The sequence below is a fragment of the Nonomuraea sp. NPDC003201 genome (assembly GCF_053590415.1).
Window position 1 is genome coordinate 1 of sequence record NZ_JBSFTC010000096.1, and the last position, 24,981, is coordinate 24,981.

Here is a 24,981-nt window from a genome sequence, read left to right on the forward strand (position 1 = left end):
GGCCGATCGGCGAGCACCGCCAGGACGAGGCCGACGTCGGCGTCGGGGCCGGCCCACTGCGGCGCGAAGTCGCGCCGGTAGAGCCAGGACGCCACGGCCGCCGCCCCGCCGAAGGTGGCCGCGCCCGCCACCCGCAAGGCGCTGCCGTAGGCGACCAGGCCGTCGTCCCACCGGTCGAACCGGGCGCGCAGCTCCTTCAGCAGCTCCGGCAATCGGGCGGCGACCTCCTTGCGCCCCTGCTCGTCCAGCGCCTTGACCTGCTCGGCGAGCCGGTCGGCCTGGCGTGCGACGATCAGCTTCTCGATCTCTCCGCAGTGATCCACAGCGGGGACATTAACCATCGCCGCCGACACTTTTGGCCACCCTATTAAATCAGTCGCTTGACTTACGTATCCCCACCTGGTTGGCTGGCGGAAGGGGTCCACTCGGGGAGGTCATGGTGGGTCAAGGATGCGGTGAGAGCCGCGCCTTCGAGCCGCGAGGGCCGTACGGTCCGGCTCGGCGGCGACCATGACGGTGCGGGCCGAGCGGGCCTGCGCGACCCGCGAGCAGATCCTGACGGCGGCCGAGCGGCTGTTCGCCGAGCACGGGGTGTTCGCCGTCTCCAACCGGCAGGTCAGCGAGGCCGCCGGGCAGGGCAACAACGCCGCCGTCGGCTACCACTTCGGCACGAAGACCGACCTGGTACGCGCGATCGTGCGCAAGCACATCGAGCGGATCGAACGCGTCCGCCGCCGCATGCTGGCCGAGACGGCCGGGTCCGGCGAGGTACGCGACTGGGTGGCGTGCCTGGTGCGCCCGGTCACCCTGCCCGAGCTGCCGCCCGACGTACGGGCCGAGCGCAGGGACATGACGAGCCACCTCATGGCGCACGTGTGCGCCGAGCGCGAACGCGCGCTGGCCGAGGACACGCCCACGACCCGTGCCGACTGGCACGACACGGCGACCGGGCTGATCGACGCGACCGTCGGACTGTGGACAGCACCTGTCACAGCACCCATCATGGGGCCCGGCGGCCGGACCACCTCACGCGAAGGAAGCCGGCGATGACCGAGATCCACGAGTTTCCCATGGCCAGAGCGGCGGGCTGCCCGTTCGACCCGCCGCCGCCCCTGCGCGACCTGCAGAAGGAGGGGCCGCTGGCCAAGGTCAGGTTGTGGGACGGCAGCACCCCGTGGCTGGTGACCACGTACGCCGAGCAGCGGGCGCTGCTGGCCGACCCCAGGGTCAGCGCCGACGTCACCCGCCCCGGCTACCCGATCCAGGCGCCCCGCATCGGCGCCGGCGGCACGATCAGCTTCATCATGATGGACGACCCCGAGCACTCCCGGCTGCGGCGGATGGTGCAGGCCCAGTTCACCGTCAGGCGGACGGAGTCCCTGCGCCCGGCCGTGCAGAAGATCGTGGACGACCTGATCGACGACCTGCTGGCCGGCCCGAATCCGGTGGACCTGGTGGAGGCGTTCGCCCTGCCGGTGCCCTCGCTGGTGATCTGCGCGCTGCTCGGCGTGCCGTACGCCGACCACGACTTCTTCCAGGAGAACAGCAAGACCGTCATCAGGCGCAGCACGCCGCCCGAGGAGCGGGCCGCCGCCGGCGCGAGGCTGTTCGAGTACCTGGACTCCCTGATGGGCGAGAAGCTCGCCGACCCGGCGGACGACCTGCTGTCGAAGCTGGCCGAGCGGGTCAAGGCCGGTGAGATGACCCGGCAGGAGGCCGCCCAGATGGGCGTGCTGCTGCTGATCGCCGGGCACGAGACCACCGCCAACATGATCGCCCTGGGCACGCTCGCCCTCCTGCGGCACCCGGGCCAGCTCGCCCTCCTGCGCCACAACGACGACCCACGGCTGGTCGCCAGCGCGGTGGAGGAGCTGCTGCGCTACCTCAACATCACCCACAGCGGGCGCCGCCGGGTCGCGCTGGCGGACATCGAGATCGGCGGCCAGGTCATCCGCGCGGGCGAGGGGATGATCATGGCCAACGACATCGCCAACCGCGACCCCGCGATCTTCCCCGACCCCGACGAGCTGGACATCCGCCGCGACGCCCGCCGTCACGTGGCCTTCGGCTTCGGCGTCCACCAGTGCCTGGGCCAGCCGCTGGCGCGGATGGAGCTGCAGGTCGCCTACAGCACGCTCTACCGGCGCATCCCGTCCCTGCGCCTGGCGGCGGACCTGGACCAGATCCCCTTCAAGCACGACGGCCAGGTCTACGGCGTCTACGAGCTCCCCGTCGCCTGGTGACCCGCCGGCACCTGCTCAGCGGCAGAAGGGCGCCATGCCCATGACGGACTTCACACCGCCGAGCAGGTGCTGCACGAAGTACTGGTCGCCGTCGAGCGGCTCGTCGGTCCACGCCTTGACGTCGTGGCCGAGGGTGGTGAGCCAGGCCCTGCCGCCGTCGTAGTACTGGCACCAGCTGACCGGGTGGTCGCCGCCGTGGCCGGGATGGCCGAGGTTGCCGCGCACGCCGCGGGCCAGCGTGCTCTCGTCCACCTTGGCCAGGACTCGGACGCGCGTGGGGAACGGGACGAGGTTGTACCACTCGTCGGTGAAGGCCCAGCGCTGCGGCAGCCCCTGGGTGGAGGCGTCGCGCCGGTCGGCGGTGACGACGGTGCCCGGCTGGTTGGCGGCGTGGTCGTAGAAGTTGGCGTTGCCGAGCAGCCCTTCGTACCAGGGCCAGTTGTACTCGGTGCCGAAGGCGTTGTGCACGCCGACGAACCCGCCCCCGGCCCGGATGTACTGCCGCAGCGCGGTCTGCGCGGCGTCGTCGAGGGTGTCCCGCGTGGTGCTGAGGAACATCACCGCGTTGTACGGCAGCAGCCGCCCCGCCGAGGACAGCTGGGCGACGTCCTCGGTGTAGTCGACGGCGAAGCCGTTGTCCTGGCCCAGCTTGAGCACGGCCTTGATCGCGACGTTGTCGTCGTTGAGCGGCGGGTTGAGCCCGGGGCCGAGCGGGGTGCCGAGGTGGGCGTGGCGGGGGCCGGCGGTGCGGCTGTAGACGAGCAGCCGGTAGCCCTTGGCGGGGTCGAAGTTGCCCCAGTCGTGGTAGCAGCGCGGGTCGGTGCCGCGGCAGACGCCGTAGTCGGGGTCGCCGAGGTTCTGCGCCCCCTCGCGTGCGGCGGCGGAGCCGGGAGCGGTGGCGGTGAGCAGGAGTGCCGCCGCGCCGGTGAGGGCGGCGATCGACAGTCTGGTACGCATGGGCACCTCATGCCTCGATCCACTAGACGGATCGGATGGTCCACTAAGAGGTTCGAGCGTAACCACGGCCCGGCACGAGGACAAGCTCTTGCCTTCACGTTCGGCCGAGGCTTATGGTGCGTCCGTCATATGGATCAATAGGTCCATGTAGCGGACCGCCGAAGGTGTGTGGTGCCAGTGGAACGACGTAACTTCCTCATCGGCGCGGCCGCGGCGCTGACCACCGCCGCCACGGTCGCGGAACCCGCCACGGCCGCCACGGAACGCCAGCCCGCCTCACTCGGCGTCGCCGGCAAGGACTTCCCCAAGGTCTGCGGCAACCTGGGCAACCACAACCACTCCCCGCTCAAGCAGATCACCGCCCGGAACCTGAGCCGCCTGGGCGGCGCCTGGCACGTCAACCTCGAGGGCGGCAGCACCGCCGCGCACCAGCAGAGCACCTGCGTCGTCGAGAACGGCGTCCTGTACGTGCAGACCACGCAGCAGAACGTCTTCGCCGTGGACGGCCGGACCGGCGCGATCAAGTGGAAGACCAACCTCGGCACCAGGCAGACCAACATGCGCGGCGTCGCCCTCGGCGAGGGCCTGGTCTTCTCCACCTCGGGCGCCAACATCGTCTACGCCTTGAAGAAGGACACCGGCCAGGTCGCCTGGCAGCGCCGGCTCATCACCGACGACGAGGGCGGCGGCGACACCGGCGGCTGCGACCCGCAGAACGGCCAGTGCGGCGGCCTGACCGGCACCCTGGCCGGCGCCGTCGTCTACCACGACGGGCTGATCTACGTCGGCATGCAGGGCAGCACCGGCGGCGCGCGCGGCCGGGCGTACGCGCTCACGGCCGCCACCGGCGAGGTCGCCTGGACCTTCTGGGCGTGCCCCGGCGAGGGCCAGTTCGGCAACGACACCTGGGAGGGCGAGTCCTGGAAGACCGGCGGCGCGGTGCCGTGGATCCACCCGGCCGTCGACCCGGAGCTGGGCCTGGTCTACTGGACGTTCGGCGGCTCCTACCCGCGCCTGGACGGCTCCGGCCGGGGCGGCGACAACCTGTTCGCCAACTCGATCGTGGCCATCGAGGCCAAGACCGGCAAGCGCAGGTGGCACTTCCAGTCGGTGCACCACGACATCTGGGACCTGGACAACGTCATGGCGCCCGTGCTCGTGGACATCAAGGTCAAGGGCAGACTGCGCAGGGCCGTCGTCTACGGCAGCAAGGCCGGCATGTTCTACATCCTCGACCGGGAGAGCGGCGAGCCGCTGCACGGCGTGGAGGAACGCCCCGTGCCGCAGGACCCCCGGCAGAAGACCGCGCCGACGCAGCCCTTCCCCGGCGGCGAGCCGTTCATCACGCAGGCGCCCGAGTTCGGGAAGGCGACCAGGCCGGTGCCGTTCTACGCCTGGGGCGGCCTCTACACGCCGCACTGGGACCGGGCCACGATCATCTTCCCGGGCGCGGGCGGCGGCGCGGACTGGGCGCACCTGTCGTACAACCCGCACACGGGCTGGATCTACGTCGGGTACGGGCTGATCAACTCCGGCTTCTCCAACACCCACGACGGCCGGGTCAACACCTCGCGCCCGCTGGGCGAGTACTTCGCGGGCGGCATCGCGGCCGTGGACCCGCGCACCAACGAGCCGGTGTGGACCCTCGACCGCGAGTGGTCGCTGGCGCACGGCAACGGCATCCTCACCACCGGCGGCCGGGTGATGTTCCAGGGCGGGCCCGACGGGCTGCTGCACGCCATGGACGACACCGACGGCCGGATCCTGTGGAGCTTCCAGTGCGGCGCCGGCGTGCACACCAGCCCGATCAGCTACGAGATCGACGGCGAGCAGTACCTCGCGGTCCTGGCCGGCGGCAACGGGCTGCCGTATCCGGACATCCCCCGCGGCGACCACCTGTGGGCGTTCAAGCTGGGCGGCAAGGTGGCCCCGGCGGCCACGCCCACGCCGCCCAGGAAGCGCAACGACATCAGGGCACCGGCCGTTACTGGGGCCGTGGCCGGCTCCACCGTCACGCTCGGCCGGATCTGGGACGCCGCGAACCAGCGGCCCGGCGCGACCGAGAACACCGTCGCCCAGAACGCCATGTCACCCCAGCACCTGCGGGTGCCGAAGGGCACGACGGTCACCTTCGTCAACCCGGCCGACAACAGGTCCGCGCACGCCGCCGTGTCGTTCTTCGAGTACGAGTTCGACAGCGGCGTGCTGATGCCCGGCCAGTCCTTCACCCACACGTTCGACACGGCGGGCGAGTACTTCTACAACGACGCGATCTTCCCGCAGAACACCGGCAAGATCGTCGTCTACTGACGGCGCTCAGGAGAGGGGGTGGTCGAAGCCGCGTTCGGACATGCGCTTGGCCACCTCCCGCAGGTCCGCGGCGAACTCCGCGACGCGGTCGTCGCCGAAGCGCACCGTCGGGCCGCTGAGCGTCAGCGCCGCCACGGTCGCCCCCGAGCCGCTCGTCACGGGCACGGCGACCGCCGACAGGCCGGGCTCGCGCTCGCCGTGGCTGACCGCGTAGCCGTCGCGCGCCGCCTGGTCGATCCACTCCCGCAGGGTGGCCGTGTGGGACTCGCCGTACGGGGAGGAGCGGGCGACCCGGGACAGCAGCCGCTCGGGGGCGTCTTTGAGCAGGATCTTCGAGGAGGCCCCCGCCCACAGCGGCAGCTCGTCGCCGACCCGTACGACGTGGCGCAGCGGCTGCGGACTCTCCTGCTGGGCGATGCAGACGCGGTGGACGTCGCGCAGCACGTACAGGTTGACGGTCTCCCGCTGCCGCGCGCCGAGCTCGCGCATGAGCTGGACGGTCTCCGGCGGCAGCTCCCACGCCGTGCGGGCCAGGTGCGCCCACCGCCACAGGGCGGGGCCGGCCGCGTAGCCCTTCGGCGTGCTCCACAGCAGCCCCATGTGCTCCAGGGTCTGCAGCAGCCGCAGCGCCGTCGTCTTGGCCAGCCCCGTCTCCTCGACGACCTCGCGGATGGTCAGCGTCCGCCGCTCCTCGGTGAGCAGCGACAGGATGTCGAACGCCCGCTGGACGCTGCGCACGCCGCCGCTCTCACCGGACTCTGCGGGAAGGTTCGAAGGCACGGGTCCTCACTTGTGGGTAGAAGGTGAACCTGCTGCCCACCTTCTCATGCGGTCCGCAGGCTAACATCCAGTCCGCTTGATGGTCCATATGATCCGCTATGTGGCTCAAGGTCTTGCCAGAACCCATACCCTCCTCATACCGTGAGGCAATCCACAGTGCGGTTCATGAGAACCGCTTAGCGGATCCATGGAGCCGCCATGAACGCAATCCACGACACCGGCTGCCTGGTCGCCGGCCAGTGGCTCACCGAAGGACCGCGGGCCGAGCGCGTCGGCCCCTACGTCCGCCAGGTCGTCAGCCGGGCCAGAACGGCGCAGGCCGACGACGTCACCACAGCTCTCGGCTACGCCCGGCGCTCGGCCAGGACGATCGCGCGGCTGGCCCCGGCCACCCGCGCGGACATCCTGGAGCGCGCCGCCGCCGCGCTCACCGATCGCGGCGAGGAGTTCGCCGGCCTCCTGGCCCTCGAACTGGGCAAACCGCTCAAGGACGGGCGCGGCGAGGTGCTGCGGGTGGCCGACACGCTGTCCGTCGCGGCGGCCGAGGCCAGGCGGATCGGCGGCGAGGTGCTGCCGGTGGCGGGCTGGGCGCGCGGGGTCGGCAACACCGCCCTCACCCAGCGCGCCCCGGCGGGCCCGGTGCTGGCGATCACGCCGTTCAACGCGCCCGCGAACCTGCTGGCCCACAAGCTCGCCGCCTCCTTCGCCGCCGGCAACACCACCATCGTCAAGCCGCCGCCGCAGGCCCCGGCCGTCTCCACGGCGCTGGTCGAGCTGCTGCTCGACGCCGGCATGCCGGTCGAGGCCGTACAGGTCCTGCACGGCGGCGGCGAGGTGGGCGCGCGGCTGTGCGCGGCGCCGGAGATCGCCGTGGTGAGCTTCACCGGCGGCGTCGCGGCCGGGCACGCCGTCGCCCACGCCGCCGGGCCGAAGCGGGTGCTGCTCGAACTCGGCGGCAACGCCGCGACCATCGTGTGCGAGGACGCCGACGTCGCCGAGGCGGCCCGGATCTGCGCCCGCACCGGCTACAGCAACTCCGGCCAGAGCTGCATCTCGGTGCAGCGCGTCTACGTCCAGCGCTCCCGCTTCGAGGACTTCGCCGACGCCCTGACCGGCGAGGTGAAGGCCCTGGCCGTGGGCGACCCCCTCGACCCGGCGACCGACGTGGGCTCGATGGTGGACGACGCCGCGGCCGAGCGCGTGGTCCGCTGGAGCGCCGAGGCCGCCGAAGCGGGCGCCCGCATCACCGCGGGCGGCAGCCGCGACGGGGCGGTCATGGCGCCGACCGTCGTGGTCGCGCCGCCCCGCGACGCGCGGGTGGTCAGGGAGGAGGTGTTCGGCGCGCTGGTGGCCGTGCTCCCCTATGACGGCTTCGACGAGGTGATCGAGGAGTGCAACCGCAGCTCGTACGGCCTGCAGGCCGGGATCTTCACCCACGACGTGCGCCGCATCCTCACCGCCTGGCGGGAGCTGGAGGTCGGCGGCCTGATCGTCAACGGCTCCTCCAACTTCCGCCTCGACCACGTCCCGTTCGGCGGCGTGAAGGACTCCGGCATCGGCCGCGAGTCGCCCCGCTGGATGATCGAGGACTTCACCGTGACCAAGACCCTCATGCTCAAGGGGCTGACGATCTGGGGAGATCAATGACCACCGCCGCCCACGCGCTCGTCGCGCAGCTGGAGGCGCTCGGCGTCGAGTACGTCTTCGGCACCTGCGGGCACACCAACATCGCGGTGCTCGACGCGCTGGCCGACAGCCCCATCCGCTTCGTCATCGCCCGCCACGAGCAGGCCGCCGCGCACGCCGCCGACGGCTACGCCCGCGCCGGCGGCAAGCCCGGCGTGCTGCTCGTGCACGTCGGGCCCGGCCTGACCAACGCCGCCACCGGCGTCATGACCGCCGCGCTCGACTCGGTGCCCCTCATCGTGATCTCCGGCGACATCCCCTCCTACTACCGGGGCCGCCACCCGCACCAGGAGATCAACCTGCACGCCGACGGCGACCAGGCGTCGGTCTTCCGCCCCTTCGTCAAGCGGGCCTGGAACGTGCACCGCGCCCAGGACCTGGGCCGGGCCGTGGAGCGGGCCTTCTGGACGGCGTTGTCGGGACGGCCGGGCGCCACGCTCGTCAACGTGCCGATGGACGTCTTCTCCCGGCCCGCGGCGCCGTACCCGCCGATCAGCCACGCGGCGCCGCCCGACCTGCCCGAGGCGAGCGCCGAGCTGATCGCCGCGACGCTGGCGGCGGCCGACCGGCCGCTCGTCTACGTCGGCGGCGGCCTGCGTGAAGAAGCCGACGCGCTGATCGCGCTGGCCGAGCACCTGGACCTCCCCATCGCGCACTCGCTCATGGCCAAGGGCACCGTGCCCGACGCCCACCCGCTCGTGCTGGGCATGCCCGGCTTCTGGGGGCTGGAGCTGACGAACGCGTACGCCCGGGAGGCCGACGTCGTGCTCGCCCTGGCCACCCGCTTCGCCGAGACCGACGCCAGCTCCTGGGACCCCCGCTTCACCTGGGACTTCTCCGCCGGCAGCACGCTGATCCAGATCGACATCGACCCGGCCGAGCTCGGCCGCAACTACCCGGTGGCGATCGGCGCGGTCGCCGACGTGGGGCTCGCGGTCAGGGCGCTGGCCGAGGCCGCCAAGGCCCATCCCCCGGCCGACAGGCCGGAGCTGAGGGAGAAGATCCGCGAGGCCAGGTCCGGGCTGTTCGCCGCGAGCAGGGAGCGCGGCCGGAGCGAGGACTTCCCGCTGCGGCCCGAGCGCATCCTGGCGGACCTGCGCGAGGCGATCCCCGCCGACGCGGTGCTGGTCACCGACGTGGGCTGGAACAAGAACGGCGTCGCCCAGTGCTACGAGCTGCCGCCGCAGGGGCGGTTCATCACCCCCGGCGGCGCCTCCACCATGGGGTTCGGCCCGGCCGCGGCCGTGGGCGCGCAGCTGGCCCGGCCGGAGCGGACGGTGGTCGCGCTCATCGGCGACGGCGGCATGAGCGCGCAGTTGCCCGCCGTGCCGCTCGCGGTCGAGCAGGGCGCCCCCGTGATCTTCGTGGTGATGAACAACAGGTCGCACGGGACCATCTCGGACCTGCAGGCGGCCCACTTCGGCCGCAGCCACGGCTGCGACTTCACCGACCCGGCCGGGCGGCCCTACAGCCCGGACTTCGCCGCGCTCGCCGTCGCGTGCGGCGCCGACGGCCACACCGTCACCACGCCCGCCGAGTTCGGCGCGGCCCTGCGCGCGGCCGTCGCGAACCGGCGTCCCGCGGTCATCGACGTCCCGATGGTGAACGAACCGGTGCCGACACCCGGCCACTGGAACATCAAGGACATCTATCAGGGGATGTTCTCCGACTGAAACCGTTGCGCGTTCGATATTTCCTCCGCTTCCGTGCGGCGCTATAACGAACGTACTAGTCCGTGAATTAACTCTCTCACCTACCCCCAGAGGTGAATCGTGAGATTTCCGATCGTCGCGGCCGCGTTCGTGCTGCTCGCCGCCTGCGCCCCGCCCGGACAGTCGAACCAGTCAGGCTCCGGCGCCACCGGACCCATCAAGATCGCGAACGTCGACGCCCAGAGCGGGCAGCTCAGCTCGCTCGGCCAGTGGGAGCACAAGGGCGTGAAGCTGGCCATCGACGAGGCCAACAAGGCCGGCGGCGTCGACGGGCGGCAGATCCAGCTCGACCTGTTCGACAGCCAGGGCGACCCGACCGTGGGCACCAACCTGGCCAGGAAGATCGCCGGCGAGGGCTACGTCGCCATGCTCGGCACCGCCGAGAGCGCGGTCACCCTGGCCATGGCACCCATCCTCAAGGACGCCAAGATCCCGAACATCACCTCGGGCCAGTCGCCCAAGCTCGCCGAGCTGAAGAGCCCGTTCCTCTTCCTCAACGCGCCGACCAGCGTCACCTTCGACGAGACGCTCGCCAAGTACCTGGTGGACGAGAAGGGGCAGAAGAAGATCGCGCTGATCAGCAACAACGGCGCCTACGGCAGCGGCGAGCACGACGCCTTCCTCGACGCCCTCAGGACCAGGAGCGTCACCCCGCTGGCCGACGAGGTCGTCACCCCCGACCAGAAGGACTTCAACGCCAACCTCGCCAAGATCCGCGAGAAGGACCCGGAGGTGCTGTTCATCGGCGCCGAGGAGGTCCAGTCGGGTCTGATCGCCAAGCAGGCCCGCGAGCTGGGGCTCAAGGCCGTCTTCGCCGGCGGCGCCCCCATGGGCACCGACGTGTACGCCACCACGGCCGGGCTGAAGAACGCCGAGGGCTCGATCGTCAGCTCGCCCTACCTGAGCAACGACGCCAGCGACGCCATCAAGGCGTTCGCCGCCAAGTACAAGGCCGCCTACAACGAGGAGGCCCGGATGCACGTCGCCAAGGCGTACGACGGCGCGTCGATCCTCGTCGAGGCTCTCAAGCAGACCAAGGGCGAGGGCGGGCAGAAGCTGGCCGACGCCATCCGCGGCGTCAAGCGCGCGGGACTGCTGGGCGACTACGACTACGACGCCAACGGCGTCGGCATCCACACCACCAAGATCGGCCTGGTCAAGGACGGCAAGGTCGTGCCCGAGGCCGCGAGCTGACGTGCAGGTATTCCTCCAGACCCTGATCGGCGGGGTCACGTTCGGAGCGGTGTACGCGCTGGTGGCGATGGGGTTTTCGATCGTCTACCGCACCATGGGGCTGGTCAACTTCGCCCACGGCAGCGTCGTCATGATCGGCGCGTACGCCGCCTCCACGTTCTACCTGGCCAGCCGGCTCCCCTTCGCCGTCGCGATCGTCGTGGCCATCGCGGTCACCGGCCTCATCGGCCTGGTGATCGAGCGCTTCCTGCGCCCCCTGGAGAACAAGGACTTCACGCTGATGCTGATCGGCACGATCGGCTTCGGCGCCGTCCTGGAGGCGGGGGCGGTCCTCGTCTGGGGCGCCACCGGCCACGCGGTGCCCTCCCCCGTCGCCACCGAGCCGATCGACCTGGCCGGCGTCCGCATCCCCACGTACAACGTGCTCGTGATCGCGGTCGCGGCGGCGGCGACCGGGCTGCTGGCGCTGTTCCTGCAGCGCACCAAGCGCGGCGCGGCCATGCAGGCGGTCGCCATGGACCACCAGGCCGCCACCGCGGTCGGCATCCACGTCGGGCGCAGCAACGCCATGGCCTTCGCCATCGGCGCGGGCCTGGCGGCGCTGGCGGGCAGCCTGGTCGGGCCCATGCTGTACGTCAACCCGACCATGGGCGGCACCCTGGGCATCAAGGGCTTCGCGGCCGCCATGCTGGGCGGCTTCGGCAGCATGCCGGGCGCGATCGTCGGCGGGCTGGCCTTCGGGCTGCTCGACGCGTTCGCCGCGGGCAACTTCCAGGAGTACTCGGAGCTGGTCACGTTCCTGGTGTTCGCCGCCGTGGTCATGATCCGCCCGACCGGCATCTTCGGAGAGGCCACGGTGAACCGCGCATGAGACGTCTGGCCTGGCTCGTCCCCGTCGCCGTGGCCGCCTGGCTGCTCCCCTACGGCCTGGGCGGCTACTCGATGCACGTCGCCGACGTGGCGATCATCTTCGCGATCCTGGCCGTCGGCCTCGGCCTGACCATGGGCGTGGCCGGGCAGATCAACCTGGCCCAGGTCGCCTTCTTCGGCGTCGGCGCCTACACCGTGGCCATCCTCACCACGCAGGCCGGCTTCGGCTTCTGGACCGCCGCGGTCCTGGCGGTGGTGGCCGCCGCGGTCTTCGGCGCGCTCGTGGGGGTGCCCGCGCTGCGCATGCAGTCGCACTACCTGGGCATCGTGACGCTCGGCCTGGCCCTGGCCTTCACCAACTGGGTCACCAACGCCACCGTCGCGGGCCGCGCCGAGGGCATCAGCGATGTGCCGGTGCCGCCGATGTTCGGCCTCGACCTGTCCAGCGGCTACCTCTTCTACTACGTCGAGCTGATCGTCTTCGCGCTCGTCCTGGCCTTCGCCCTGCTGGTCGCCCACTCGCCGCTGGGCCGCAGACTCCGTGCCATGCGCGACGACGACCTCGCGGCGGGCGCGCTGGGCGCGGAGATCCCGCTGCTGCGCATGACCGCCTTCGTGCTGTCCGGCCTGTACGGCGGCGTCGCGGGCGTCCTGTACGCCGGGCTCATCCGCTTCGTCGCACCCGAGTCCTTCAACATCGCGAACATGTTCCTCCTGCTCGCCATGGTGATCATCGGCGGCCGGAGCAGCATCCTGGGCTGCGTCGTCGGCGCCGTCGCGCTCTCCCTGGTCAGGGAGGCGCTGCTGGACGCCTCCGCCTACGCCCAGCTCGGTTACGGCCTCGTGGTCGTGCTCGTGGTGGTGTTCGCGCCCAAGGGCCTGGCCGGGCTGCCCCGCCAGCTCCTGCGGCGCCGCCGCGACGGCTCGCGTGCCCAGCTCGGCCCCTTCCGGCCGTACGAGGCCGCCGCGCCCGCCCCTCAGGACGGCGACGTGCTGGAGGTCCGGGACGTGACCAAGCGGTTCAAGGGCCTGGTCGCGCTCGACGGGGTGTCGCTCACCGTGCCCGCCGGGCAGATCCGCGGCATCGTGGGGCCCAACGGCTCGGGCAAGACCACGCTGTTCAACGTCATCAGCGGCTTCTACACGCCCACCCAGGGGTCGGTGCGGCTGCGCGGGCGCGACGTGACGGGGGCGGCGCCGTACCGGCTGTCGCACCGCGGCGTGGCCAGGACCTTCCAGAACCTGCGCCTGTTCGTGGACCTCAGCGTGCGCGAGAACCTGCTCGTCGGCCTGGACCGCACTCCCACCACGTGGATCTGGCGCTACCCGGGCCTGCCCTGGAGGGTGCTGGGCTACGAGCGGGAGCTGCGCGAGCGGGCCGCAGAGCTCATCGAGCGGTTCGGGCTGGGCGAGGTCGCCGACGCCGAGCCGCGCTCGCTGCCGTACGGGATCCAGCGGCGCATCGAGCTGGCCCGCGCCATGGCCATGCGGCCCGGCCTGCTCCTGCTGGACGAGCCCGCCGCCGGGCTCAACGGCGAGGAGGTGCGTGAGCTCGGCGAGATCGTCCGCTCCATCAGGGACTCCGGCGTGACCGTCGTGATCATCGAGCACAACATGGGCCTGGTCATGTCGCTGTGCGAGCAGGTCACCGTGCTGTCGGGCGGCCGCGTCATCGCCGACGGCCCGCCGGCCGAGGTGGCCGTGCACCCCGACGTCGTGGCCGCCTACCTCGGCGACTCGATGACCGCCCCCACCGCCGAGGAGGCCACCCGTTGAGCACGCTCACCGTCGAGAACCTCTCCGTCCACTACGGCGGCGTACGGGCCGCCCACGACGTCTCCTTCACCGTCGAACCCGGCCAGTCGCTGGGGATCATCGGCGCCAACGGCGCGGGCAAGACCTCCACGCTCAAGGCCGTCATGGGCCTGGCGCCCCGGCAGGCCGGCGCGATCGACTTCGGCGGGCACGACCTGCTGCGCACGCCCGCGCACACGTTGGTGCGGCACGGCATCGGCTACGTGCCCGAGGGCCGGCACGTCTTCCCCGGACTGAGCGTCGAGAAGAACCTCCTGCTCGGGGCCTACACGCAGAGCTGGAAGCGCACGCCGATCGACGAGGTGTACGAGGTCTTCCCGGTGCTGCGCGAGATGCGCCACCGCCTGGCGGGGGCCCTGTCCGGGGGCCAGCAGCAGATGCTGGCCGTCGGACGGGCCCTGATGTGCCGCCCCAAGGTGATGCTGCTGGACGAGCCCTCGATGGGGCTGTCGCCGATCCTCGTCGCCGAGATCGCCGCCGTGCTCAAGCGGCTCAACGCCGACGGCCTGGCCATCCTGCTCGTCGAGCAGAACGCCAAGCTCACCTTCGACGTCACCACGACCTGCCTGGTGATGGAGAACGGCGAGATCGCCGCCACCGGCACCTCGGCCGAGCTCCGCGACGACCCCCAGGTCCGCCGCATCTACCTCGGCCTGTGACCCCCCGGCTGCGGCACCCTGCGGCCGGGGGGTGGGTCAGCCGGCGATCTCCGCGATGTCCGGTTCCAGCAGGGGGAAGCGCTTGAGCACCTCCGGATCGTGGCCGGCGACCACCAGATGGGGCCCGTCGGCCAGCTCGTTGATCCGGTCGAAGGCGCCGTACATGCCGGTCATGCTGTGCAGGATCGGGAACGGCCGGTCGCCCTCGATGTTCTCGTAGAAGTGGCTCGCGTCGGAGGCCAGCACGACGTGGCCGCGGGCGGTGCGCACGCGTACCACCTGCATGCCGGCCGTGTGGCCGCCGACCAGGTGCACGCTCAGGCCGGGCACCACGGTCGCGTCGCCGTCGAGCAGGGACACGCGGCCGTCCCGGCGGGCGGCCTGGAGGTGGGCGAGGTCGTCGTCGTTCAGCAGCCAGCGCTCCCCCGTGACGCGCTCGGCCCAGGGCCCCGTCCAGTAGTCCAGTTCGGCCCGCTGCAGGACGTAGCGGGCGGAGGTGAACTCGCCGGCGGTGCCGGTGTGGTCGTAGTGCAGGTGGGTCAGCACCACGTGATCGACGGCGTCCGCCGCCACGCCCAGCCGGGCCAGCGCATCGACCGGTGAGGCCAGGTAGCGCAGCCCCGCGGCCCGTTCGGCGCAGGCCCGGGCGATGCCGGTGTCGATGACGACCGTGTGCTCGTCGTCGACGGCCAGCCAGACGTAGTACGCGGTGGGGTGCGGCTCGGCACCCCGGGTGTCGTAGCCGTGGAAGTGCTCGCCACGCCGGGCGTCGCGCTCGGCGTAGCGCAGGGCGTACACGCGGAAACCGGTCACACCCGCACCGGTTCCTTGAGCCCGAGCTGCTCGGTGGGGACGCGGTAGGTCTCCCGGGCGGTGGCCACGGCGGCCACGTTGACCAGGCACACGACGGCGGTGATGACCGACACGCCCAGCCAGCTGTCCGGGCCGGTGCCCGCCAGCGCCGTGGCCACGGTCGGCGCGAAGCCGGCGATCGCGAAGCCGATCTGGGTGCCGATCGCCATGCCCGACAGGCGGACCCGGGTGGTGAACATCTCACCGTAGAACGACGGCCAGACGCCGCTGGTGGCGCTGTGCACGATGCCGAACATCAGGATGCCCACGACGAAGATCAGGGGGTAGCTTTCGACGGAGATCGACCACAGGTAGGCGAACATCAGCGCCGCGCAGCCCAGCGAGCCGCCGATGAAGACCGGCTTGCGGCCGATCCGGTCCGACAGCCGCCCCCACAGCGGGATCGTGATCACCGCGGCGACGTTGGCCAGCACGCCGACCCACAGCATGGGGCCGCGTTCCAGGTGCATGGTGTTGACGGCGTACGACAGCGCGTGGACGGTGAAGATCGTGCTCACCGAGGCGATGACCGCGGCCACGACCACGCGCAGCACGTCCCCCCGCTGCTCGCGGAAGAGCACGGCCAGCGGCATCCTGGCCACGTTGTTGGTGGCGACCTCCTGCTCGAAGGCGGGCGTCTCCTCCAGCGTGCGGCGGATGACCAGCCCGACGGCGGCCACCCCGATGCTCAGCCAGAACGGCACCCGCCAGCCCCAGCTCAGCAGCTGGTCCTCGGGCAGCGCGGCGATCGGCAGGAAGATCGCGGTGGCGATGATCTGCCCGGCCTGGGTGCCGTTGAGCGTGAAGCTGGTGTAGTAGGCCCGGCGGTTGTCGGGGGCGTGCTCGAGCGTCATCGAGTTGGCGCCGGCCTGCTCGCCGGAGACGGAGAAGCCCTGCAGCAGGCGCAGGAGCACGAGCAGGACCGGGGCGAGCACGCCGACCTGGTCGTACGTGGGCAGGCAGCCCACCAGGAACGTCGAGGCGCCCATCATGACCAGCGTGGTGACCAGGACCTTCTTGCGGCCGAACTTGTCGCCCACGTGCCCGAGCACGAACGCGCCGACCGGCCTGGCCAGATAGCCGACGCCGAAGGTGGCCAGGGCCAGGAGCGTACCCGTGGCGGGCGAGCTGGACGGAAAGAAGATCTTGCTGAAGACGAGCGCGGCCGCGGTGCCGTAGATGAAGAAGTCGTAGTACTCCAAGGCACTACCGATCCATGCAGCTATAGCCGCTTTGCGAGGTTTGCCCTGCACCGTCACGATTATGCTCCTCACGGGGGAATGGCATAGCGCAGTGGCAGGAAACTAACTCACCGGTTCGTACATTACAAGGGTGTTGCCAATCGGTTACCTGGCAATCGGCGCTCAGGCCCAGGGATCAGGCCCAGGGATCAGGCCCAGTGATCAAGCAGGGCCGCGGAGGTAGGCGACGACCATCTCGCCCACCATCCGGCGCAGCCGGTCGCGGTGCTCCGGCGCCGTCATGTCGCGCCCGAACAGCGCCCCGAACGTGTGCTGGTTGGCCACCCGGAAGAAGCAGAACGAGCTGATCATCATGTGCACGTCGATCGCGTCGGCGTCGGTCACGAACTCGCCCGAGGCCTGCCCCGCGTCCAGGATGCGCGAGATGACGTCGAGCACCGGCGTGCCGAGGTTGGCCAGCACCTCGGACTTGCGGATGTGCTCGGCCTGGTGGACGTTCTCGATGGCGACGAGCTTGATGAAGTCGCGGTGCAGGTCGTGGTGGTCGAAGGTCAGCTCCGCCAGGGTGCGGATCGCCTCCACCGGGGCCAGGTGCTCGACGTCGATCGTCCGCTCCATCGCCCGGACCTCGGTGTAGGCCTTCTCCAGGACCGCGATGTAGAGGCGCTCCTTGCTGCCGAAGTAGTAGTAGATCATGCGCTTGGTCGTGCGCATGCGCTCGGCGATCTCGTCCACGCGCGCGCCCGCGTACCCGTGCCGGGCGAACTCCTGCTGGGCGACCTTGAGGATCTCCGCCTTGGTGCGCTCGGCGTCCCGCTGGCGTTCGGAGGCGACGGGTTGCGTGGTCATTCGGTCATCTTAGTGAGGTCCGGCGTGCTGCACGGAGAGCCGGATCGGGGCGTTCCCGGCGCCGTACCCCTGGTAGCCGCCCGTGCGCTGGACGAGCTCGAAGAAGACGCGGCCCACGGTGACGGTGTACAGGTGCAGGAACTCGCCGTGGGCGTCCCGGTCGTACAGCACGCCCAGCTCCCTGAGCTCGGGGTCGACGTTGTCGTGGCGGGCCTCCAGGTCGTCGTAGTAGTTGGCGGGGATGGGCAGCAGCAGGTCCGGATGCTCGGCCCGCAGGCGGCGGGCGACGGCCACGACGTCGTCGCAGGCGAGCGCGACGTGCTGCCACGGCAGGTCCCGGGCGCCGACCTGGGTGAGGTTGATGACCATCCGGACCGCGCCCTCGGCGGCCGACATCGCCTTGCTGCGCAGCAGCCCGTACGGGTCGGGCAGCTCCAGGCTCTCCTGGGGCCGCAGGCCGAGCACGGTGCGGTAGAACAGCTCGGCCTCGTCGAAGTAGTGGAACGGCTGGGTGAGGGCCACGTGGTCGATGCGGGTGATCTCCCCGGCGACCGGCCCAGAGAGCGGCCGCGCGGGGTCGAAGTCGTCGAGCCAGGCCGTGTCGCAGAAGAAGATCTCGGTGCCGTCGGGGGCGGCGACGGCGTCCAGGCGCGCCTCCCTGGGCGCGCGCTCGCGCGGCAGGACCGGCGACAGCAGCGACTCGGCGTGCTTGACCGCCGCGCCGGGGTCGGGGCTGTCCAGCCCGATGGCGACCAGAGCGGGGTCCCCGCCCGCGGCGTTCAGCAGCAGCCGCGCGCCGCCCTGCTCCCACAGCTCGACGGGTTTGGTGGGATGTGTCCCAGTGCGTTGGAAGCCGAGCGCGCTCAGCACTCCACCGAGCGCTTCAGGGGCCGCCAGCTCCGCGAAGGCGAACCCGGTGGGGACGGCCGGATGCGCGGCCCCGTACAGGGCGTCCTCCAGGGCGATGAGCGAGCGCATGCCGTCGCGTGCCGTGCGGGCGGTGCCGGCCTGGCGGAAGTGGTCGTTGAAGACCTCCAGCGAGAGCGGGCCGGTGTATCCCGCGTCGAGGACGTGCCGCACCAGCCCCGCCACGTCGAAGTTGCCCTGGCCGGGGAAGCAGCGGTAATGGCGGCTCCACTGCAGCACGTCCATGGCCGGCAGCGGCGCGTCGGCGAGCTGGAGGAAGAAGATCTTCTCGCCGGGGATCGCCTCGATGCCGATCGGGTCGGAGCCGCGCGAGAGGATGTGGAAGCTGTCCAGGCAGGTGCCCAGGTTCGGGTGGTCGGCCATGCGCACCAGGCGCCAGGCGTGCAGGTACTCGTTGACGTGCCGGCCCCAGGCCAGCGCCTCGTAGGCGATGCGGATCCCGTGATCGGCGGCCCGTTCGGCGAGCAACCGCAGCTGGGAGGCGGCCAGCTCGTCGTCGCCGATCGCCTCCGGCGAGACGTTGGAGCAGACCAGCAGCAGGTCGGCGCCCAGCCGCTCCATGGTCCGGAACTTGTGCTCGGCGCGGCGCAGGTTGCGGGCCAGCAGGTCGGCGGGCACGGCCTCGAAGTCGCGGAAGGGCTGGTAGAGGTCGATGGAGAGCCCCAGGTCCGCGGCGCGGGCCCGGATCTCCTCGGGCGGCAGCGGGCAGACCAGCAGGTCGTTCTCGAAGATCTCCACGCCGTCGAACCCGGCGGCGGCGATGGCGTCCAGCTTCTCGGTCAGCGTGCCGCTCACCGACACGGTGGCGATGGACTTGCGCATGACTTCTCCTCAGACGGTCACCAGGTCGGTCAGGTGGGCGAGCATGCGCTCGGTGTCGGGTTCGCGGCCGGTGAACAGGCGGAAGGCGTGCGCGGCCTGGAAGACGACCATGCCGCCGCCGTCCAGCGTCCGGCAGCCCGCCGCCCGGGCCTGCTTGAGCAGCTCCGTCTCCAGCGGCCGGTACACGATGTCGGCCACCCACAGGCCGGGGCGCAGCAGCGCCGCGGGCAGCGGCAGCCCCGGGTGGTGGGCCATGCCGGTGGGTGTGGCGTGTGCCAGCCCGTCCGCCTCGGCGAGCAGTCCGGGCAGCTCGTCCCGGGTGGCGGCGCGGGCCCGGCCGGCGCCGAACCGGGAGCTCAGCTCCGCCGCCAGCCGCACCGCCCGGCCGGGGTCGGCGTCGGCGATCGTGACCCGGTCGGCGCCCAGGGTGAGCAGCGCGTGCCCGACCGCCGCCCCCGCGCCGCCCGCGCCGAGCTGCACGATCCGGCGGGTTGGCGCGTCGGGCAGGCCGCGGGCGAACGACTCGGCGAACCCCGTCCAGTCCGTGTTGTGCCCGATGGCGCGCTCGCCGTCGAACACGACGGTGTTGACGGCGCCGAGCATGCGGGCGTCCGGCGACAGGTCGTCCAGGTGCGGGATGACGCTCTGCTTGCACGGGTGGGTGATGTTGAGCCCGTCGTAGCCGAAGCGGCGCGCGGTGCGTACCAGCTCCCCCACGTCGAGCCCGAGCACGTCGGTGTCGAGCAGGCGGTAGACGTAGTGCAGCCCGTGGTGGACGGCCTCCCGCTCGTGCAGCGGCGGGCTGAGCGAGGGGCCGATGCCCGAGCCGACCAGCCCGGTCAGGAACGAGGCCATCAGTTCTTCCTCTCCGGCGGATGGGACAGGTGCGTTGGACGCCTCCTAATGTACGTACTAGTGAGTTAGCTGGCTAGACGAGGGCCGCCACCGGCCCGTCCCCGACCCCAGAGGGGTCAGGCGAACGGCTGGGCCATCTGGTCCAGCACCTCTTCCGTGACCTCCCGCATCGTCCGGGTCTCGTCGTCGAGCCACTTCTGCGTGGCGATGCGCATCGCGACCAGGAAGGCGGCGGCGATCACCTCGGGACCGACGCCTCCGGCCTGCTCGCGCCCGGCCACCGCCGCGCACAGCTCCCGCTCCAGGCGCATCCGGCTGGCCAGCTGACTGGCCAGCAGCGAGGGATGGCGCATGACCAGCCTCGTGCGCACCTGCCACTCCCGGTCGGGGGCGACGGTCTCGACCTCGAAGATGTCGAGCGCGCTGCGCAGCGCCCGCCACGCCGACAGCTCGGGCGGCTGCTCGCGCACCCGCCGCACCAGTTCGAGCAGGCGCTGCTCGTCGCCGTAGAGCAGCGCCTCCTCCTTGCCGTCGAAGTAGTTGGAGAACGTCCGGCGCGAGATGTTGGCGGCGTCGGCGATGGCCTCGACCGTGACGTTGTCCAGGCCGTGCTCGATCGCCAGCCGCAGCGTGGCCTCGTGCACCGCTCTGCGGGTCTCGGCCTTCTTGCGCTCGCGCAACCCCATTGTGCTGTCCATGACGCAGGCAAGCTTACCCGGCGGGAATAGATGCCCAGTGCGCAAAGTTTCCCATTGAGCATGTATGGTGTCCCGGTCCCACGTACTCATTTGGAGGTTCGCGCATGAGCGCACAGACGGCGGCGCCGTCGCCGGCGGCGGAGCCGATGGCCCACCGCCAGGTTCTGGAGGCCCTCAGCGGCCTGTTGCTCGTCCTCTTCGTCGCCATGATCAGCGGCACGGTCGTCTCGGTCGCGCTCCCCCAGATCATCGGCGCGCTCGACGGCAGCCAGTCGCAGTACACGTGGGTGGTCACGGCCTCCCTGCTGGCCTCGACCGCCTCCACCCCCATCTGGGGCAAGCTGGCCGACCTGTTCAACAAGAAGCTGCTCCTCCAGATCTCCATCGTGATCTTCATGGTCAGCTCGCTGGCCTGCGGTTTCGCCCAGAACACCGGGCAGCTCATCGCCTTCCGCGCGATCCAGGGCCTGGGCATGGGAGCCCTGCAGATCCTCACGCAGGTGATCATCGCCGCGATGATCACTCCCAAGGAGCGCGGCCGCTACAACGGCTACCTCGGCGCGGTCATGGCCGTGGCCACCGTCGGCGGCCCGCTGCTCGGCGGCCTCATCTCCGACACCTCCTGGCTGGGCTGGCGCTGGTGCTTCTTCATCGCCGTGCCGTTCACCGTCGTCGCCTTCGCGCTGCTGACCAAGACCCTGCGCGTGACGACCGTACGGCGCTCGGGCGTGAGCATCGACTACTGGGGAGCCACCCTCATCGCCGCCGGCGTCAGCGTCCTGCTCATCTGGGTCACCTTCGTCGGCAACGAGTTCGACTGGCTGTCCTGGCAGACCGCGGCCATGGCGGGCGGCGGCGTGCTCCTGCTCGCCCTGGCCACCTGGGTCGAGTCCCGGGTCACGGAGCCGGTCGTGCCGCTGCACGTCATCAGCAGGCGCACCCCCGCCCTGGCCATCCTGGCCAGCCTCGCGGTCGGCATGGCGATGTTCGGCGGCTCGGTCTTCCTGGGCCAGTACTTCCAGATCGGGCGCGGGTACGGCCCGACCGCCGCGGGCCTGCTGACCATCCCGATGATGGCCGGCGTGCTGCTCTCCTCGACGATCAGCGGCCGGATGGTCTCCAGGAGCGGCCAGACCAAGCCGTACATCCTGGCCGGCCTGGTCGTCCTGACGCTGGGCTTCGCCGGGCTGGCCACGATCGACCACCAGACCTCGATGGTGCTGATCTCCGCGTACATGCTGGCCGTGGGCGTCGGCGTGGGCATGTCGATGCAGAACCTCGTCCTCGTCATCCAGAACACCGTCCCGCTGCGCGAGATCGGCGCGGCCAGCGGCGCGATCACGTTCTTCCGCTCGCTCGGCGGCACCGTCGGCGTGTCGGTGCTCGGCGCCGTCCTGGCCAACCGGGTGGCGTCCAACATCGCCGAGGGCCTGGCCAGGGCCGGCATCCCGGCGGGCGGGCAGGCGGCGGGCGGCAGCCTCAACCTCGCCGCGCTGCCCGAGCCGATCAAGCTGATCGTCAGGTCCGCGTACGGCGACGCCACCGGCCACATCTTCCTCATCTCGGCCGCGATCGCCGTCGTCGGCCTCATCGCCGCGGCCTTCCTCAAGCCGGCCAGGCTCCGCGACAGCCTGGACCTGCCCGAGCCCGCCAAGGAGGAGGCCCCGGCCAACGCCTGACCTGCGACGGCAAGCATTCGCCAGTTCATGGTCAGCGGCGGGTCGCTCCGGAGTGGGACGGATCCCGGCGCGGTATGAGGAGACCGCGCCGGATCGGGAGGAGGCCCCAGTGGAGAGACGACGGGACGGCGACGGCGGGGCTCCCCCGCCGTCCCGGGCATAGCACCATGGACCCGTCCGGGAGCGACGGCAGCGGGTCGGGCCAGGATCTCGCCCGCGTGGGCCGCCTCCTCGCCCAGATCGTCGCGCCGACCACCTTGATCGCGTCGGTCCTGATGTATTTCGGGTCGGTCCGCCTCAACAGCATGTACGCGAAACTCGGGGTCAACACCAGCATGCTGAGCTTCACCGCCCAGGATTACGTGCTACGCAGCGTCCACGTGGCCGACGAGCCGGCGATGCTGTCCCTGCTGGTGCTCCTCGTGCTGATCCTGGCGGCGCCCTTCGCGAACGACCTACTGATCCGTTTCACCACGTGGCATCGCACCGCCACGGTGTGGACCGGCGCGGCACTCGCCGTGCTCGGAGCCGTCAGCATCCTGGCGTTCCTGGCGGCCATCTGCCATTGGCTGAAAAGCTGGGGTCCGCCGCTCTTGGTCCAGTCGCTCCTCCTGGACCTCGGCGCGGCCCAGGTGGACGACCGCGCGAGGCAAGTGGGAGAGGCGGACGCCAAGGGCCTAAAGGAACGCCCGGAACAGCTGGTGGGAGTGGTGGTCTACGCGCCGCAGCGGCTCAATCTGGAGGACCCGGACATCAGGGAGATCCCGCTCACGGACCCGAATGCGGAGTTCCGCTACAAGTACACCGGTCCGCGCCTCCTGATCGAGTCCAACGGGCAATACTTCGTCGTGTCCGTCTGCTGGGGCACCACTGCCGGGGCCCGGGCCATCGCCCTGCCGGCCGACGGTTCGATCAGGCTCGAGACCTTGAACGTTGCGACGAAGCAGTCCTGCCCCAAGAGTCGCTGAAGACCCGGGTCAGGCCCAGCCGTAGACCGAGCGGACCGCGGCGGCGATCTCGTTGACCAGGCCCATGTTGTTGCCGTTGGCCAGGATCGCGTACCCGGCCCCGAGCTCCGGATAACCCTTGAACACGGACTTGAAGCCGTAGTTGGAGCCGTCATGGGTGTAGGAGAAGTTCTTCGTCCCGGAGCCGGCGATGAAGAAGCCCCGCCCCATGGTGGGCTCGGGCCCCGCGGTGAGCAGCGTGCGGACCGAGGCCTTGGTGAGCGGCCCGGCGATGTCGCCGGAGGCGGTCCACGCCTTGTTGAGGTAGGACACCAGGCGGCACAGGTCGAGGACGTTCGTGTAGAGGCCGGCGGCGGCCGCCTCCGGGTAGCGGTTGCGCTTGCCGGAGATCACCGTGCCGGTGGCGGTGTGGCCGGCGGCCAGCTCGAAGCCCGGTGACAGCGCGTAGGAGCTGTTCTTCATGCCGAGCGGCCCGAACACCTCCTTGTCCATGTACGACGCCAGCGACAGCCCGCTCTTCTGCTCCACCATCCGCTGCGCCAGCACGAACCCGGCGCCGGAGTAGTGGAACTCGGCCCCCGGGGCGGTGGTGAGCTCGATCTTCGGCGAGTTGCCCTCGCCGTTCATGACCTGCAGCAGCGTGGGCACGGTCGCGCCGGGGCCGTAACCGGCGAAGCCGCCGCCGCCGGTGTCGAAGCCGGTGCAGGCGTCGGCCGGGGAGGTGGAGCCGCGGCCGATGAGGCCGGCCCGGTGCGTGAGCACGCGGTCGATGGTCGGCACCGCCGTCGAGGTGACGCAGGAGCGGCGCGGCAGGGTCCAGCCCAGGTGGGGCCGGATGTCGCCGGTCAGGGGCAGCTTGAGCGTCTGCGTCAGCCGCATGACGCCGACCGCGGCCACGGCCTTGCTGATGGAGGCGGCCTGGAAGGCGGTCTCGGGGTGCGCGGCGGCGCCGCTGCCGGCCTCCAGCCAGCCGTACCCGGTGGACCAGGCGATCTTGTTGCCGACCACCACCGCGACGGCCACCCCGGGCGTCTTCCACGCGTTCATCCGCTGCCAGATGGTCGCGCCGCCCACCGCGTTCTCGACCTGCCGCACCCGGTCGGCGGGCAGCGCGGGCACCTTGCCGCGCGTGCTCGCCACCCAGCCGCCGGCCGCGGAGAAGGCGACGTTGTGCAGCTGCCAGCCGCCGGCGGCCAGCTCGTTCAGCTTCTTGAAGCAGGCGTCGTCGATGGCGCGCGCGTGGAACTCGTCCTGCGCCACGACCACCCATCCGCCGCCCTTGGGGAAGGCGACGCCGGTCAGGCGGCGCCCGCCCTGCGTCAGGTTGCGCATCATCTGGTAGCACTCGTCGTCGACGCCCCGGGCGTAGAAGCCCGTGGTGTCGGCCACCGCCCAGCGGTCGCCGCCGGCCGGCGGGAACGCGACGTGGACGACCTGCCGACCGGCGGTGTAGGAGTCGCTGACGCGCTGGTGGCACGCCTCGGGCAGGCCGCGCGCCGCCATCCCCTTGTCACTCGTGATCACCCAGCGGTCGCCGCCCTCCGGTGGGAAGGCCACGCAGTGGATCTTCGCCCCGGCCTTGACCATCTTTCCGAGCTCGGCGAAACACGCGTCGGGCACGCCGCGGGCGAAATAACGGCCGTCCTGGGTGACGATCACCCAGCCGCCGGACGGCGTGAACGCAACCGTGGTGACGCCGTACGGCGCCAGCTCCCCCATCTTGGCATGCAGCTCATCGGGAACCCCCGCGTCGGCGAACGGGTAGCCCGCCGCCAGCGCCGGCCGGGCGAAGTCCACGGCCGCCAGGCCTGCCGCGCCGGTCAGGGTGAGGAAATGTCTGCGGTCCAAGGGGGAACTCCTCAGGGGGCAATGGTCACCAACTGCGTTTGAATCATGGCAGACC

21 protein-coding genes are annotated in these 24,981 nt (G+C 71.2%); 11 read left to right on the forward strand and 10 right to left on the reverse strand.

From position 1 onward, the window contains the following. The coding region (locus tag ACWDX9_RS29075) for a hypothetical protein (protein WP_449959414.1) at positions 1-323 on the reverse strand (323 nt) is incomplete at its 3' end. A 187-nt stretch (positions 324-510) separates the two neighbouring features. On the opposite strand from ACWDX9_RS29075, the gene ACWDX9_RS29080 reads away from it, so the two are divergent. Together ACWDX9_RS29080 and ACWDX9_RS29085 are read left to right on the forward strand one after the other, a co-directional pair. Next, the gene (locus ACWDX9_RS29080) at positions 511-1,050 is read left to right on the forward strand and encodes a TetR/AcrR family transcriptional regulator (RefSeq protein ID WP_449959416.1); all 540 of its coding nucleotides are present in this window, start codon (positions 511-513) and stop codon (positions 1,048-1,050) included. Continuing rightward, entirely contained in the window at positions 1,047-2,243 is a 1,197-nt protein-coding gene (locus ACWDX9_RS29085) for a cytochrome P450 (protein ID WP_449959418.1), read from the forward strand. Before ACWDX9_RS29080 ends, ACWDX9_RS29085 begins: the two co-directional genes overlap by 4 nt. A 15-nt stretch (positions 2,244-2,258) precedes the next feature. Here the strand turns inward: ACWDX9_RS29085 and ACWDX9_RS29090 are convergent, their stop codons facing one another. After that, the gene (locus ACWDX9_RS29090) at positions 2,259-3,200 is read right to left on the reverse strand and encodes a ThuA domain-containing protein (RefSeq protein WP_364241189.1); all 942 of its coding nucleotides are present in this window, start codon (positions 3,198-3,200) and stop codon (positions 2,259-2,261) included. 177 nt (positions 3,201-3,377) lie between these two features. Between ACWDX9_RS29090 and ACWDX9_RS29095 the strand changes: the two genes are divergently transcribed. Continuing rightward, positions 3,378-5,510 carry an outer membrane protein assembly factor BamB family protein gene (locus ACWDX9_RS29095; RefSeq protein ID WP_449959420.1) on the forward strand — a complete coding sequence of 711 codons (2,133 nt, stop codon included), beginning with the start codon at positions 3,378-3,380 and terminating at the stop codon, positions 5,508-5,510. Positions 5,511-5,516: 6 nt separating this feature from the next. Here the strand turns inward: ACWDX9_RS29095 and ACWDX9_RS29100 are convergent, their stop codons facing one another. Then, positions 5,517-6,290, reverse strand: coding sequence for an IclR family transcriptional regulator (locus ACWDX9_RS29100; protein WP_449959422.1), 774 nt, complete (start codon positions 6,288-6,290; stop codon positions 5,517-5,519). A gap of 198 nt (positions 6,291-6,488) precedes the next feature. Here ACWDX9_RS29100 and ACWDX9_RS29105 point away from each other — a divergent pair, with 198 nt between their 5' ends. The 6 genes from ACWDX9_RS29105 (at position 6,489) to ACWDX9_RS29130 (ending at position 14,226) form a co-directional block, all read left to right on the forward strand. Further along, positions 6,489-7,937 (forward strand): aldehyde dehydrogenase family protein, encoded by a 1,449-nt coding sequence (locus ACWDX9_RS29105; RefSeq protein WP_449959424.1) that lies wholly within the window; start codon positions 6,489-6,491, stop codon positions 7,935-7,937. After that, the gene (locus ACWDX9_RS29110) at positions 7,934-9,649 is read left to right on the forward strand and encodes a thiamine pyrophosphate-binding protein (RefSeq protein ID WP_449959426.1); all 1,716 of its coding nucleotides are present in this window, start codon (positions 7,934-7,936) and stop codon (positions 9,647-9,649) included. The genes ACWDX9_RS29105 and ACWDX9_RS29110 overlap by 4 nt, the downstream gene beginning before the upstream one ends. Positions 9,650-9,748: 99 nt before the next feature. Beyond that, on the forward strand, positions 9,749-10,882 hold the full coding sequence (locus tag ACWDX9_RS29115; RefSeq protein WP_449959428.1) for an ABC transporter substrate-binding protein: 1,134 nt from the start codon (positions 9,749-9,751) through the stop codon (positions 10,880-10,882). A gap of 1 nt (position 10,883) precedes the next feature. Further along, positions 10,884-11,753, forward strand: a complete 870-nt coding sequence (locus ACWDX9_RS29120; protein WP_350734399.1) for a branched-chain amino acid ABC transporter permease — start codon at positions 10,884-10,886, stop codon at positions 11,751-11,753. Then, positions 11,750-13,528 carry a branched-chain amino acid ABC transporter ATP-binding protein/permease gene (locus ACWDX9_RS29125; RefSeq protein ID WP_449959430.1) on the forward strand — a complete coding sequence of 593 codons (1,779 nt, stop codon included), beginning with the start codon at positions 11,750-11,752 and terminating at the stop codon, positions 13,526-13,528. Before ACWDX9_RS29120 ends, ACWDX9_RS29125 begins: the two co-directional genes overlap by 4 nt. Beyond that, the gene (locus tag ACWDX9_RS29130; RefSeq protein ID WP_364241208.1) at positions 13,525-14,226 is read left to right on the forward strand and encodes an ABC transporter ATP-binding protein; all 702 of its coding nucleotides are present in this window, start codon (positions 13,525-13,527) and stop codon (positions 14,224-14,226) included. Before ACWDX9_RS29125 ends, ACWDX9_RS29130 begins: the two co-directional genes overlap by 4 nt. Positions 14,227-14,262: 36 nt before the next feature. Here the strand turns inward: ACWDX9_RS29130 and ACWDX9_RS29135 are convergent, their stop codons facing one another. From ACWDX9_RS29135 to ACWDX9_RS29160, 6 genes are all read right to left on the reverse strand, one after another. Then, the gene (locus tag ACWDX9_RS29135) at positions 14,263-15,039 is read right to left on the reverse strand and encodes an N-acyl homoserine lactonase family protein (RefSeq protein WP_449959432.1); all 777 of its coding nucleotides are present in this window, start codon (positions 15,037-15,039) and stop codon (positions 14,263-14,265) included. Next, positions 15,036-16,352 carry an MFS transporter gene (locus ACWDX9_RS29140; protein ID WP_449959434.1) on the reverse strand — a complete coding sequence of 439 codons (1,317 nt, stop codon included), beginning with the start codon at positions 16,350-16,352 and terminating at the stop codon, positions 15,036-15,038. Before ACWDX9_RS29140 ends, ACWDX9_RS29135 begins: the two co-directional genes overlap by 4 nt. A gap of 129 nt (positions 16,353-16,481) precedes the next feature. Then, on the reverse strand, positions 16,482-17,129 hold the full coding sequence (locus ACWDX9_RS29145) for a TetR/AcrR family transcriptional regulator (protein ID WP_363968530.1): 648 nt from the start codon (positions 17,127-17,129) through the stop codon (positions 16,482-16,484). Between the two features lie 9 nt (positions 17,130-17,138). Continuing rightward, the gene (locus ACWDX9_RS29150) at positions 17,139-18,878 is read right to left on the reverse strand and encodes a bifunctional sugar phosphate isomerase/epimerase/4-hydroxyphenylpyruvate dioxygenase family protein (RefSeq protein WP_449959436.1); all 1,740 of its coding nucleotides are present in this window, start codon (positions 18,876-18,878) and stop codon (positions 17,139-17,141) included. A gap of 9 nt (positions 18,879-18,887) precedes the next feature. Next, complete coding sequence (locus ACWDX9_RS29155; RefSeq protein WP_449959438.1) at positions 18,888-19,733, reverse strand: shikimate dehydrogenase; 846 nt, start codon at positions 19,731-19,733, stop codon at positions 18,888-18,890. Between the two features lie 116 nt (positions 19,734-19,849). Continuing rightward, positions 19,850-20,431 carry a TetR/AcrR family transcriptional regulator gene (locus ACWDX9_RS29160; RefSeq protein WP_449959440.1) on the reverse strand — a complete coding sequence of 194 codons (582 nt, stop codon included), beginning with the start codon at positions 20,429-20,431 and terminating at the stop codon, positions 19,850-19,852. Between the two features lie 104 nt (positions 20,432-20,535). Here ACWDX9_RS29160 and ACWDX9_RS29165 point away from each other — a divergent pair, with 104 nt between their 5' ends. Both ACWDX9_RS29165 and ACWDX9_RS29170 read left to right on the forward strand, forming a co-directional pair. Continuing rightward, entirely contained in the window at positions 20,536-22,110 is a 1,575-nt protein-coding gene (locus ACWDX9_RS29165) for an MDR family MFS transporter (RefSeq protein ID WP_449959442.1), read from the forward strand. 218 nt (positions 22,111-22,328) lie between these two features. Next, positions 22,329-23,078, forward strand: coding sequence for a hypothetical protein (locus ACWDX9_RS29170; RefSeq protein ID WP_449959444.1), 750 nt, complete (start codon positions 22,329-22,331; stop codon positions 23,076-23,078). 9 nt (positions 23,079-23,087) lie between these two features. Here the strand turns inward: ACWDX9_RS29170 and ACWDX9_RS29175 are convergent, their stop codons facing one another. Continuing rightward, positions 23,088-24,926 (reverse strand): serine hydrolase domain-containing protein, encoded by a 1,839-nt coding sequence (locus ACWDX9_RS29175; protein ID WP_449959446.1) that lies wholly within the window; start codon positions 24,924-24,926, stop codon positions 23,088-23,090. Between the last annotated feature and the right edge of the window lie 55 nt (positions 24,927-24,981).

Bases quoted from the DNA above. Each gene is read 5' to 3' on its own strand.
- ACWDX9_RS29080 (WP_449959416.1), top strand. From the start codon at position 511: ATGACGGTGCGGGCCGAGCGGGCCTGCGCGACCCGCGAGCAGATCCTG.
- ACWDX9_RS29085 (WP_449959418.1), top strand. From the start codon at position 1,047: ATGACCGAGATCCACGAGTTTCCCATGGCCAGAGCGGCGGGCTGCCCG.
- ACWDX9_RS29090 (WP_364241189.1), bottom strand. From the start codon at position 3,200: ATGCGTACCAGACTGTCGATCGCCGCCCTCACCGGCGCGGCGGCACTC.
- ACWDX9_RS29105 (WP_449959424.1), top strand. From the start codon at position 6,489: ATGAACGCAATCCACGACACCGGCTGCCTGGTCGCCGGCCAGTGGCTC.
- ACWDX9_RS29110 (WP_449959426.1), top strand. From the start codon at position 7,934: ATGACCACCGCCGCCCACGCGCTCGTCGCGCAGCTGGAGGCGCTCGGC.
- ACWDX9_RS29125 (WP_449959430.1), top strand. From the start codon at position 11,750: ATGAGACGTCTGGCCTGGCTCGTCCCCGTCGCCGTGGCCGCCTGGCTG.
- ACWDX9_RS29145 (WP_363968530.1), bottom strand. From the start codon at position 17,129: ATGACCACGCAACCCGTCGCCTCCGAACGCCAGCGGGACGCCGAGCGC.
- ACWDX9_RS29150 (WP_449959436.1), bottom strand. From the start codon at position 18,878: ATGCGCAAGTCCATCGCCACCGTGTCGGTGAGCGGCACGCTGACCGAG.
- ACWDX9_RS29155 (WP_449959438.1), bottom strand. From the start codon at position 19,733: ATGGCCTCGTTCCTGACCGGGCTGGTCGGCTCGGGCATCGGCCCCTCG.
- ACWDX9_RS29160 (WP_449959440.1), bottom strand. From the start codon at position 20,431: ATGGACAGCACAATGGGGTTGCGCGAGCGCAAGAAGGCCGAGACCCGC.
- ACWDX9_RS29165 (WP_449959442.1), top strand. From the start codon at position 20,536: ATGAGCGCACAGACGGCGGCGCCGTCGCCGGCGGCGGAGCCGATGGCC.